Source organism: Pirellulales bacterium, assembly GCA_035546535.1.
In the GTDB taxonomy this organism is placed as follows: domain Bacteria; phylum Planctomycetota; class Planctomycetia; order Pirellulales; family JACPPG01; genus JACPPG01.
Genome location: DASZWQ010000133.1, coordinates 1 through 12,496 on the forward strand (window position 1 = coordinate 1; position 12,496 = coordinate 12,496).

Here is a 12,496-nt window from a genome sequence, read left to right on the forward strand (position 1 = left end):
GGCTCGCCAACAGTCCCGCCAATCCCCAAAAAAACATCATCCATGTCGCCGCGGTTCGTGATGGGCAATAGATCCGGCCCGCAACTCCACAAAAAGGGAACGCCGGCCGCGATCGTCCAATCCCACCGAGAGGCTACACCGTGCCGGATCTTCTCGACCGTGGGCACGCCATGCGGAAAGTAGCGAAAGCTGTCGCCGCTGTAGGGATCGCGCGGCAACTTCTGAAAATATTCGCCGACCAGTTCATCGAGCGACACCGGAAGCGAGCCGTGTTCCAAACGATGCCCCTCGAGGCCCAATAACAGTAGCGTTGCATTCAACTGCGCCTGTTGCTCGAGCCACAGCCTGACGTCGGCGCCCCAATAGCCATGGGTGAGCATGCCCAGCACCGGAGTCGTTTGCCGAACGGAGTTTTGATAAAGCTGTATTTCCTGCTGCTGCAACCGAGCGGTCGGCTGGCCCGCGCGGACCGCGTTTTCGACCGCTTGAACGTGCCTCAGTTGCTCGGAAGTCAGGTAATCGAGCGCGCGCCGGGCTCGGTATACCTCCCACGGCATCAGGTAATGCAAGAGCGTGTATCGCAGCACGTTGGCGGCACGATGGGGGTTCTCCGAGATCGCATCCGAATCGAGCGCGAGCAGGCGCTCGTCCCAGACATACGTCGCCTTGACCACGTCAGTCGGCGGAAGCACCATTTGCTGCCAGTTTTCGATGGCGCCGATCGCCTGGCGCAACAGCTCCGGCGTCTGACCTGGCCGGGTTGCCCAGTAGCGGGCAATCACGTCCAGGGTCCGCCACGCAACCCGGTTGCCACTGGGTTGGAATTGATGCGCGGACATGTGCGCAGAGAAGCGGAGCAGTGCTATTTCACAATCGAGCGCCCCCGCAAGGTCACCCGCTTCGATTCGACGATACGCTTCGGTGCCGATCAGGGATTCCAGGACCGATACTCTCCACAAATGTTCACCCGAGCGATCAAAAGCGCAGCTCGTGCGGGCGGTAGTTTCCAGGGCCAACTTAAGCGGCTCGCGATTGGCCTCCAGCCAGGCGAGCATGTTTTTTTGACGTGGATTGGCGAATGACCTGATCCAATCACGCCGTGCCGAGATCTCGTGAAAGTAGGGAGCCGTGTCGAGCAAGCCAGCCAATCCGGCCACTAGATGATCGCCGCGGCCAACGGAAGGGTCGCCACCTTCCCACAACCGGGAATCAACCATGCTCGCCGCGCGAAGATACATTTGTGCCGTCTCGCGCGCCGCGGGCGTCACTTGATCGACATACTGTTCGGGCGAGAAGCCCGGCTCAACCACCGGAATCTGCAGAATGCGGAACGACGCCGTCGCGATACCCACGGCCAAGATCGGCACGGCCAGCGACAGACCCAAGCGCGTCCACGGCCACCAGCCCGATCGCTCGGCGATCCAATGAGGCGCTCGCAACCACGTAACCCACAACATGATCAGCGGGAGCGGCGCGATCGAAATCAGCCAATTAACGCCCAGGGCGCTCATCCCGACGGACCATGCCACCATGACGGCCGCCAGGATCACGCCCATGAAGGCCGCGATGATGCCGCTGCGCAACAGCATCGAGCAAAGCTGTCCGCTCGCGTAAGTAAGCGATACCAAAACCGCTAAGGTAAGGATCGCGGGCAGTTGAAAGAGGGTGCCCGTGAAGCTGCCCGGTGTCCGCTCGTTGTAGACATACGAGTGGTCGATATGATCGACGAGCAGCGATAGGTCCTTGAATATGACCGCCACCCACAACGGCGTCGCGACCGCAAGAAACAAGAAGATCACCGTTCCCCATACCGAGAGCCGATTGAGCCACACCATGCGCGGGCGAACCGGGCGTTCGCCAAAGAACCGATATTGCGAGCGTTCCTGGTCGGCGTAAAAAGTCGACGCTCCCATGAGCGCCGTGAAGAATGCGGCCAAGACGATTGCCGAATTGGCGTTCGTATCCCTGGCCCCGTCCGGCGTGAGCATCCAGAGGGTCAACAGCGTGCCGATGCCCAGGTAGATTGCCATCATCCGCCACGTTTGGCGCAGCTCTTGCCACACCAGACGGCCAAAGGCGCCGCGCCAGGTCGAGCCTTGGGGCGGGCGCCTCGCCGCGGCCGCGGCGCGCTCTTGGGCAGCCGTGGTTGCGGCGCGGCGCCGCTTGATGCGCACTGTGCCCCATTCCAACCAGCGCTGCCCGATGGCGATGTCGATCAGGAAAACGCCCGCCGACAGAGCGAAGATCGTTACGCTCCAGTTGCGGCCGTACTCGTCCGGGTTTGTTCCGTAAACCGGACCTGCCATCAGCGTTTGGATGAAAGTGCCCAAATACGTTACGAGCACCGCCACGCCGGCGCCGACGCAGGCCGCCACTAGCGGGCGCTTGAGCAAGAGCGAGCAGAGCAATCCGCAGGCGAACACGTCGCAGGCGATGGCGGCAAGCGCAAACGGATCGCGCGGCTTTCCATTTGCCCAAATGCCAATACGCTCGACGGGCTCCATCAATCCTACGGCCTGCCACACCCGAACAATTAACAACAGCACGGCTGCCAGCGCCAGCGTGCTCGCGATGGCCAGCGCGACCTTCGGCACGAAAAGCCGACCACTGCCGACTGGCAGCGTCGTCAGGAACGTGTCTGTCCCCTCTTCGCGCTCGACGGCAAACAGAATCGCGCCTGCCGCCAGCGCGTAGAGCGCGATGAATACCGACACGACGATGTCGAACGTCTGGTACGCCTCACCAGTAGCAAGAAACAGCCAGGCAATCGCTTGTACCGCGACGACAATCGCCACTACCGCGATCCAAAACGCGCGCAGCACCCGGTATTCCTTCCAGAGAACGCGGCGGAAGACGTCGGTGGTCATCATTCGTGGGCAGCCGGCAGAGGGCTGCGGGCAGTGAAGAAAAGTAGTCAGTAGGCGGTAGTCGGTAGTCAGTAAGGAATGGATGGACAGATTCAGTTGCTTGCGCCGCCTTGTATCGCGGTTTCGCTTGATCGGGATGACTCAGAGTCGCGAGCCGGTCCCGATCGCATGTAGGCCACGAAAATCTCTTCCAGCGTCGGCCGGCGCGATTCCACGTCGCGCACGGCCGTCTGGCGGCGCAGCCCTGCCACGTCCTCGTCGGTCAGGCCACGGGCCAGGATTTGCCATTGGCGGGCCTTGCGGCGCTCGCGCAAGATCTCGCCCGTCACGCGCGGCATGGCCACGCCGTCGTCGAGCGTGAACGTCAAGGCCTTCACGCTGTCCTTCAACTCATCCAGACGCTCGACCAGGACCAGGCGCCCTTCGTGGACGATCGCCACGTAATCGGCCACTCGCTCGACCTCGTGAATCTGATGGCTCGACAGCAAGACGGTCCGGCCGGCCGCTGCTAAGTCGACCATGCTCTCCAGGAACTCGCGCCGCACCATGGTGTCCAAGCCCGAGGTCGGCTCGTCGAGCAATAGCACATCGGGCTGATGCGCAAGGGCGAGCGATAATGCGACCTTGGCCCGCGTTCCCTTCGAGAGCGCCTTGATCTTACGATCTGCCGGCACGCCAAAGTCGGAAATCAACTGATCGTAATGTTTGACATAGTCGCCGCCGTAGAACCCGGCCGTGAACCAGCCGATCTCGGCGACCGTCATCCAGTCGTACAAGGTCGGCCGCTCGGGCACATAGCCAACGTGCCGCAAAAGTTCGATCTGCCGGCCACGCGTGTCGCGTCCCAGCACTTCAGCAAAACCTTCGTCAGGCTCGACCAGGCCCAAGAGCAGGCGGATGGCCGTCGTCTTGCCGGCGCCGTTTTCGCCCAACAGGGCAAAGACGCAGCCTGCGGGCACCTCGAATGAAACGCGATCGAGCGCGGTCTGATTGCCGTAGCGCTTGGTCACGTTGGACAGCCGGAGAGCCGGGGGCATCAAGAATCTCCTTCTGCGGTCATGGCGCGCAATTCGGTATCCACCAGCCGACGAAGGTCGTCGGCCGAGAGTTGGCTCTGCTGGGCCTCGAGCAGAACCTGCCGTAGGCGGGCGCGGATCAGATCGACGGTCTCCCTCCGGCAACGATCGCGCGCCGCCTCGGCCACTTCGAGCCCTGTGCCGCGGACCGACGCCAGCACCCCGTCGGTCTGCAATTGTCGATACGCGCGGGCCACGGTGTTGGGATTGACGGCCAACTCCCGGGCAAGCTCGCGCACCGAGGGAATCATCTCGCCGGGCTTCACCGCCTCGCGGGCGACGGCGAACTTCACCTGGCGGACGATCTGCTCGTAAACGGCCACGCCGTTGGCAGGATCTATGGCAAAAAACATGGCGATCACCTACTGTATTAGCGTATTAGTACAGTAGTTGGCGGGCCCCGTCAAGCAGATTCTTCTGAGGGTCGCCGTTGTTGATTACTGCATCGCGCAAGCGTCAACAAGCTTGCCGACATGCGCGACAAGTCCCGCTTCGAATTGGTGGCGTGCAACAACAGCGATGCCACACGACTCGCGACCCGAATGGCTAGCGGCCCTCGCGCCGTTGGTGGTGAATGCCGCCGCTCCCTCTCCCTTCGGGAGACGGTCGGGGTGAGGGAGCCGTGCTATTCGATCTGAGATTCTTTCAACCCGATAGATTTGAATCCCCCTCACCCTAGCAGCCTGTTGAAAAAAGCCCTCGTGGCTTTTTTCAATCTCGCCAAGTGCGAAGCAAAGCTTCGCACGGCTCGCAAAATAACGACTTACGTCGATATTTTGCCATCGCATCCCTGCGATGTCGCAGCCCGTTGAGTTCTTCAACAGGCTGCTAGCCCTCTCCCGGTGGGAGAGGGGACAGATTTCAACCGCCGTCCTTTGAAGCTCTGATCCGTTGAACGGCATGAAACAGTGCTTCCAACACTGCGTCCAAGTCACCGAGCACCGCGTGGTTCCAGAATCGCAACACTTGATTGGTTGTCGAGCCAAGAATGCCGATCGGGTGGCGTCGTCGCGGCGCGATTCAGCCGAATTATGTTGACCGCCGTCGAGCTCGATCGCCATTCGCAATTCGTCGCAATAAGAATCGAGAACATCGGGCGCAACGGGATGTTGCCGGCGAAACTTCACGCCGAGAAATCGCCGCCCACGCAATAGAGACCAGATCAGGCCCTCTGCGTCCGTTTGGCGCAATCGCAGTTCGCGGGCGAACTCCAGCAGATCGTTCGGCAGCGGCGATTTGTGGCGCGCGGGCATGGGAGCCAGCTTAGAGAATCGAACTGAGATTGGCGAATAACTTCGACTGGTATCTCCCCTCACCCTGACCCTCTCCCGGTGGGAGAGGGAAAGACCGCGCTGGCTCCTTCTCCCAACGGCCCAACGCGAGAGGGCAAGGCCGCGATCCTCCCTCTCCCTTCGGGAGAGGGTCGCGGTGAGGGAGCCCGCTAACCGCATCCATCGCACTAACGGAAGCTGAATGCCCTCACCCTGCCCTCTCCCGGAGGGAGAGGGTTTCCATCGGTCAGCCTTTGCCCAACGGCGCGTCAGCGTCGACTGCGTCACGCGCCGCGATGACGTGGCGGATCACTTCGTGCATGCGCGCTTCGTCGGTAAACGGCGACAGCACGTACGATTTGAGCGCCGAGATCGGCACGCCGAAATCGCTGTGCGTGTAGGCGTCGGTCATGGAAATGACGATGCCATGCCCCGTGAGCGCCTCGGCGTGGACACGTTCGAATACGCGGCGGTTGTAGGCGTTCAGCTCGGCCACTTGCTGCTGGAAACGTGGGTCCGATCGTTCGCGCTCCTTGATCGTGAACGTGTCGACGCCGTGCGGATAAACGCGGAACAGCGTCACGGGTCCGACGTTCTCTTCGTTCAACACCGTAAGGTCCGGATGCGCGACGAGCGCCTCGCGCAACACTTCCGCCATCTCGACGATGTGCCCCAAAAGCACTCGTAGCCCTTCGCGTCCCAAGAGCAGCATGTTCGCCAGCGCCGCCATCGGCCCGGTCGCGCTGCGGCTCGTCTCGAGCGTGAACATACCCGGGTGGTGCATGCCCGACTGGAACAAATAGGGCAACGACTCTCGTGGCCGCAAGATATGCCGCAAATCCTCACGATCGCGAAAGATCACGAGCGACGAGATGTACGGTGCAAAGCCTGTCTTATGAAAATCGATGCTGATCGAATCGGCCAGCCCCAGATGGCGAATGCGGTGATGCGCTTTGGCCAGGGCGCGTACGGTGCGGCCGCGAAAGCCCAGTTCGTTCCGCAAAAAGTCGTAATCGTTGAACACGCTCCAAGCCCAGCCGATCACGGCGTCGGCATGGATGTGGGGCGTGTAATCGAGCGAGAACTCGCCGACGAGCTCGTCGCGCAGCGCGTGAATTCGCAACAAATCGTCGATGCCAAAGGCGTCGGTCGAGCCCATCGTGGCCACGATCGCGGCGATGCGTTTGCCGGCGCGCAGCGCCTGGCGCGCGGCCTCGGCCAGCAGAGCGAGATCTACGGAATGGTCACTCTCGGTCGGCACGAGCACGACGTTATCTTGTCCGATACCGAGCCAGGCCGAGACGTTGCTCGTGCAGGCGTGGCTGTGAGCGCTCGCCAGCACGACGGTCGGCTGCGATAAGCCAGTTCGTAAAGCGCCGGGCACGGCCTTCTCGAGCCCGACCTTCACGCCGTAGAGCATTCCGCCGGTGCCGCCAAAGGTGAAGACGCCGCCGGATTTTTCGGCGTCATAACCGACCAGTTCGGCGGCCATGGCCGTGGCGCGCACTTCCGCGGCGGAAAAGCCGCGCCCGCTTTCGTCGCTCACCAGGTTGGGATTATAGGTCGAAGCGAGCAACACGCCGATGATGCTGGCGATCGAGGGATGCGAAATCACGTTGATCTGGCTGCGCGGATGCCCCCACAGGAACATCCCTTCCAGGTGCTTGACCAGGTCCGAGATCACCTGCTCGAGCGGTTCCCCCTGCTGCGTCACGCGGGCCGCCAGCGCGGCCGCGAAATCGGGCTCGACCGGCGCGCCGAGAATCGGCGCCTGCGATTTCAGCGCATCGACCCGATCGAGCGCACGCAGCACCGAGAAGGCCACGTAGGCGTCGTGAACGGGGTCCGAGACCGGCTGCGGAAACTCGCGCCGCAATTGGTCGAGCAATTCTCGATAGCGAGGGGGCATGCGATGGACGCCGGAATGGGCACCCGACGAAAAATTCGCGAGCTAGCGCCGGTGCTCAAGACTCCGTAAACGCCGTCGCGTGCTACCAACGAATCTTATCGGGAAAGAACTCGGCGGCCAGATCCTCGTAATACGGTCGCAACTTCTCGACGTCCGGACGCTCGGCGCTCTTGGTGTACAGGTCGTAAGGACTGAACTTGCGCACCCAGCGGAACATCTCTTCGTCGTGCTTGTTCATCAGATGCCCGTACTGCTTCTCGCGATGGATCGGATAGCACGAGTGGTAACGGAGCATGTACAGCCCTTCCTCGGGCAAGTAATCCTTGGCGATATGGTACATGTACTCGTCGTGTCCCCACGACATGAGCACATTGTCCAGACCGCAGCGTTCGCTGTAGATTCCCAGCGGCGTCTGGTACTCGGGCACGCTCTTGTCGGGGTTATCGGCAAAGAACTCGGCGAAGACGATTTCTTCCGAATAGGCACAGCCGACCGGGAAGGTATCGCCGACGACGGCCCATTGCGGCTCGCCGAAAAGGCAAAGGATCTTGCCCAGGTCGTGGATCAAGCCCGACAGAATGAACCAGCGCGGATGGCCGTCGCGGCGAATGGCCTCGGCCGTTTGCAGGCAGTGCTCGATTTGCGAAAAGTCGGTATCGGGATCGCTGTCGTCGACCAGCGTGTTGAGGAATTCGAGAGCTTCCCAGATGCTCATCTCGCGTTTGTTCTGCGCGAAATATTCGTCGCGCTTCTGGCGCACGAAATCGAGCGTCTGGTAGCGATGGTTCAGCCGGTAGAACTCGCGCACGCTGGGGCGGGCCGACTCGCGATGGTTGCGAAATTCCTTGGGCGACTTCTTCGTCCCCTCGGCATGGACGACTCCCTCGGGCACCGCTTCCGGCTCGGGCTCAGGGTAACGACGCTTGAGATCGTCTTCCCATTCATCAAGGCTGGCCAAGGGGTTGGCGTCGTTCGGAGACGTTTTGTCGACCATCTTGGAGACTCCGTGCTGACCGGTGCGCGAGACCACTGAACCACACGACGATTGTATCGTGAAACGGCCACCCGAGGCTAGTTCGACCAAAACCGCTGCCGGACCTGATCGAGCGTGACGGCGGCGATAATAATCGCGCCGATCACGATGTCCTGGATCGGGTTTCGCCAGCCCAGCAGGGTGCAACCGCTCGCGATCACGGCCATCATGACCGCCCCGGTGACGGTACCCAGCACCGATCCGCGCCCGCCCGTCAGGCTGCCTCCGCCGATCACCACGGCGGCGATGAATTTCAGCTCCATGCCGATGCCGGACATGGGATTTCCGCTCGAGAGCCGGGCGAACTGGTACGTGCCGGCGATCCCGACGAACAGGCCGCCGAGCGTGTATACCGCGATTTTCATCAGCGGCACGTTGATGCCGCACAGCCGGGCCGTCTGCTCATTCGACCCCAGCGCAAAAACGTAGCGGCCGAAAACGGTATAGCGAAGCACCAAGGCCAGGATCACCGCCAGCACCAGAGCCAGCCACACACCCCAGGCGACGTTCGGCACGTGCAAAGCTTCGATCAGCCATGCTGGGTCGGGTCGTGGCGTCACCATGGTCTCGAAAGCGTGCGGAATATCGGCCAGCGGCGGGCGGATCGTCGTCTCATTGGCGATGTATTTCGCGATGCCCAGATAAATCGTCATCGTCCCCAGCGTGACGATAAACGGCACCACGCGCAGGGCGCTCACCAGCACGCCGTTGACGAACCCGGTCAGGCAGCCGGTTCCGATAGCCGCCGCGATCGAAACCGGCGCGGAATACCCGGCGTTCAAGAACCAGGCCAGCACGGTGGCCGACAGGGCGAGCGCCGTGCCCGCCGCCAGGTCGATGCCGCCGGCGATGATGATCACGGTCATGCCCAGCGCCGCCACGATCACGGGTGACGCCTGCACGGCGATCGTGCGCGTGTTCTGGTGCGTGAAGAAGACCGATTTGCCGTTCTTCAGTTGGTCGGCCTCGCCGAAGATGCCGATCACCACAAACAGCACCAACAACGGTCCCAAGGCACTGGCGAGCGCCGTCAAGCGGCGCGGCGCGGAAGGGAGCGACGGGCGGGCATTTTCCGGGGGCGAGGAATCGCTCACGACTCGTCCCCTCCGATCGCGCAGGCCATCACCGCTTCCTCGTTCCAAGCGCTCGTCGGTCGGATTTCGCGCAGGTTGCCGCGCGACATGACGCCCACCCGATCACACACGGCCAATAGTTCCGGCAAATACGAGCTGACGAAGATCACGCTCTTGCCGCTGGCGGCCAGCTCTCCCATGCGCCGATAGATTTCCGCTTTCGTGCCTACGTCGATGCCGCGCGTCGGTTCGTCTAAGAGCAGCACGTCGGCCCCCTGGTGCAGCACACGGGCCAGCGCCACCTTCTGTTGATTGCCGCCCGACAGTTCCTTGACCAGTTGCTGCGGCCCGGCGGCCTTCACCTCCAATTGAGCCACCCAATCGCGGACGGCTGCCTCGCGGCGTCGCAAGTTGATCCAGCCCCAGCGACTGTAAGGCCGCAACCGGCTGAGCGTCAGATTGTCGGCGATCGACAGCTCTTGCGCGAGCCCTTCCGCTTTACGATCCTCCGAAACCAGCCCGAGCCCGGCCCTCATGCGAGCGCGCGGCGTGGGGCGCGGGCAGAAGCTGGCGACGCGCAGGCTTCCGTCGCGCACCGGATCGAGACCGAAGATGCAGCGCAGCAATTCCGTGCGTCCCGCCCCGACCAGGCCCGCGATGCCCAGGATTTCGCCGCGGCGCAGCTCGAAGGAAACGTTCCGCGGCGTTTTCAGACCGCTGAGGGCATCGAGCGCCAGGATCGGCTCGCCCGGCGTGTGCGGCACGGTAGGAAATAGATCGTTGACGCTGCGACCGACCATCAGGGATACGATCGTCGCCTCGCTCGCCCCGGAAAGGCTGCCGCTGCCGACCGTTTGCCCATCGCGCAGCACGGTGTATCGCTGGGCAATGCGGCGAATCTCCTCGAGGAAATGGCTGATGTAGATCACGCCCAGGCCCGACTCGCGCAGCCTCTCGATCACCTGAAACAGGTGCTCGACATCGTGAGCCGTGAGCGAGCTGGTCGGCTCGTCGAAGACGATCACCTTGGGCGCCAGGACCAGGGCCCGGGCGATCTCGACCAGTTGCCGCGCGCCGACGGAAAGTTGCCGTACCGGCGTCTCGGGCCGCAGGTCGGGATGGCCCAGGGTCGCCAGCGCCTCGCGAACTTTCGCCCGCTGCACGCCGCGCCGCAGCCAGCCGAAACGGTGCTCCTCCTGGCCGAGCATGATGTTGTCCTCCACGCTCAAATCGGGCGCGAGGTTCAGCTCCTGATAGATCATGGCCACGCCCGCCTGCCGCGCCTGCTGCGGGCCGCTGGGAGCGTAGCTCCGCCCGTCGAGGTACATCTCGCCCGCGTCCGGCCGATGCGCGCCGGAGAGCACCTTCATGAGGGTGCTTTTGCCGGCCCCGTTTTCGCCGATCAGGGCCATCACTTCGCCGGCGCGTACCGATAGCTCGACGTCGGCCAGGGCGCGCGTGGCGCCAAAGCTCTTCGAGATGCCGTGCATCGACAAAAGCGCAGAACGATCGGGCATGCGGGCGTGGAACGGCCGGCTAGGGTGCGACGACGAATTGTCGGACCGCGGCGCGAGCGGGCCGAAACACCCATGCTAACACCCGGCGGCGAGCCAACCTAGGGAGCGCTGGCGAAAATGAAGGCCGTAAGCAGGGAACGCGGAAACCCCCTCTCAGTAGCGCGCCCCGTCGACAAACATTCCCTGTGATGGAACCTTCACCCACACTACCGGTCAGCAGTGCGCTCGCTGCGATGGCCCTACTCCTATTTCTACCGTGTCCAAAGCCGAGCCCCCAGAATAACAAGCAACGTCAAAGCACCGAATACCGTGAGAACGATTGCAGATGGCTCGGGCACGAACGCCAGGCCAACGGGATGGCTTAAGCCGCTCGCGAATGTGCTTCGAGTGCCGTCCGGCGAGAACTTAAAAATCTTCCCAGAGTATTCGTCGGCCTCGTACAAGTTTCCGCTCGAATCGAAGGCGAGGTTGGCGGGATAGAATAATCCCGTGGCGAAGACAGAAAGATTACCATCGGGTGTTATTTTGTCGATCTCCCCCGTCGCATTGCCTTGCGTCACGAATAGATTTCCGTTTGCATCGAACGCCAAGCCCTCAGGGTAGATAAGTCCCGTCGCATAGACCGACTCGCTTCCATCGGGCGCAACCTTTAAGATCGAGGCGGTTGGGGCCGTCAGGCTTGGCGAATTCGTGACGTACAGGTTCCCTTGGGCATCGAATGTTAGCGCATAGGGGCGGGTCGCATTCGCGAAAAGTACGGGCTGCGCATTGCTTGTGAATTTATAGACGCCGTTGGTTTCCCATTGCGCTCCGAAGAGATTGCCGGCCGAATCAAAAGCCAGTCCCACAACCTGTCCCTTGATTTGCGTGACCGTCGAGCGCGTTCCACTTGGGGTAAATCTATATAAGACCGTTCCATCCTGATCCGTTTCGAAGACATTGCCGCTGGCGTCGACCGCGATACCGCTCGAAGCGAAGTAGTTTGCAGGTCCCGCAAACTGGGAAACGCCGCCGGACGAGCTGATCTTGTAAATGCCACCGGGATCATCGTAACTAGTTACATAGAGGCTTTCCGCTATCGAGACCGTCGGGCGGCACAACAGGATTTCGACCACCAGGAACGCTGATAAGACGAACAAACGTGCGAGCATGAGCGTTGTTTCCGGGGAGAAAAGAAGGGGATGCCAAAATTGCGCTCGTGTTGTGGCCAGCGTTTCGCCAGAGGTGGCAGGCCGTCAACTAACGCGAATAAGTAGGCCATTCGCAATTGCAAACGGGAGCTTCATCTCCGACGGCGACAAAGTCGTGAGCGGGCCAACCCCAGCGGCGCCAGACCGCCCAGACTGGCGAGGATGAACGCCGATGGTTCGGGTAACGAAGTAGCTTCCAATTGACCGCTGAAGACCGCATCGAAGTTACCAAAAGGCGTGATAAGTGGGACATCGGCAAGAATGGGAATGCTGTACGTTCCCAGAATAAATGAGCCATTGCCAGCGCCGGAAATCATGCCGCTCGCGTTAGCAACAGACATTTGCCCGTGCATGAAGGGCTCGCCGCTGTCGTCGTTCAGATTGTAATCCAGACTTCCCGCGGAAAACCCGAACGTCAGCCCCGTGGTGTCGAAAGCCCCGCCGGCAATCGGAGTTGAACCCTGCAACGTCGCTACAAGTGACCGGAAGTCGACATATCCGAGAAGTTCGGCGATGCCGAAGTCGGGCGGCACGTTTGCCTGTTGAAAGACCAGGCCGAA

The 12,496-nt window shown here is 61.9% G+C and carries 10 protein-coding genes; all 10 read right to left on the minus strand.

What is annotated here, in order from left to right:
* A partial coding sequence (locus VHD36_16000; protein HVU88826.1) for a hypothetical protein occupies positions 1 to 2,870 on the minus strand: 2,870 nt, incomplete at its 3' end.
* Positions 2,871 to 2,959: 89 nt separating this feature from the next.
* Positions 2,960 to 3,904, minus strand: coding sequence for an ABC transporter ATP-binding protein (locus VHD36_16005; protein HVU88827.1), 945 nt, complete (start codon positions 3,902 to 3,904; stop codon positions 2,960 to 2,962).
* The gene (locus VHD36_16010) at positions 3,904 to 4,296 is read right to left on the minus strand and encodes a GntR family transcriptional regulator (protein HVU88828.1); all 393 of its coding nucleotides are present in this window, start codon (positions 4,294 to 4,296) and stop codon (positions 3,904 to 3,906) included. The genes VHD36_16005 and VHD36_16010 overlap by 1 nt, the downstream gene beginning before the upstream one ends.
* A gap of 84 nt (positions 4,297 to 4,380) precedes the next feature.
* Positions 4,381 to 5,196: an endonuclease domain-containing protein gene (locus VHD36_16015; protein ID HVU88829.1), complete on the minus strand. Its 816-nt coding sequence runs from the start codon at positions 5,194 to 5,196 to the stop codon at positions 4,381 to 4,383.
* A 265-nt stretch (positions 5,197 to 5,461) separates the two neighbouring features.
* Positions 5,462 to 7,123, minus strand: a complete 1,662-nt coding sequence (locus tag VHD36_16020; GenBank protein HVU88830.1) for a pyridoxal-dependent decarboxylase — start codon at positions 7,121 to 7,123, stop codon at positions 5,462 to 5,464.
* A gap of 82 nt (positions 7,124 to 7,205) precedes the next feature.
* The gene (locus VHD36_16025) at positions 7,206 to 8,117 is read right to left on the minus strand and encodes an inositol oxygenase family protein (protein ID HVU88831.1); all 912 of its coding nucleotides are present in this window, start codon (positions 8,115 to 8,117) and stop codon (positions 7,206 to 7,208) included.
* A 77-nt stretch (positions 8,118 to 8,194) separates the two neighbouring features.
* Positions 8,195 to 9,250, minus strand: coding sequence for an ABC transporter permease (locus tag VHD36_16030; GenBank protein ID HVU88832.1), 1,056 nt, complete (start codon positions 9,248 to 9,250; stop codon positions 8,195 to 8,197).
* Positions 9,247 to 10,746 (minus strand): sugar ABC transporter ATP-binding protein, encoded by a 1,500-nt coding sequence (locus VHD36_16035; protein HVU88833.1) that lies wholly within the window; start codon positions 10,744 to 10,746, stop codon positions 9,247 to 9,249. The genes VHD36_16030 and VHD36_16035 overlap by 4 nt, the downstream gene beginning before the upstream one ends.
* A gap of 251 nt (positions 10,747 to 10,997) precedes the next feature.
* A complete protein-coding gene (locus VHD36_16040) occupies positions 10,998 to 11,897 on the minus strand; it encodes an NHL repeat-containing protein (protein HVU88834.1) in 900 nt (299 codons plus the stop codon).
* 131 nt (positions 11,898 to 12,028) lie between these two features.
* The coding region (locus VHD36_16045) for a hypothetical protein (GenBank protein ID HVU88835.1) at positions 12,029 to 12,496 on the minus strand (468 nt) is incomplete at its 5' end.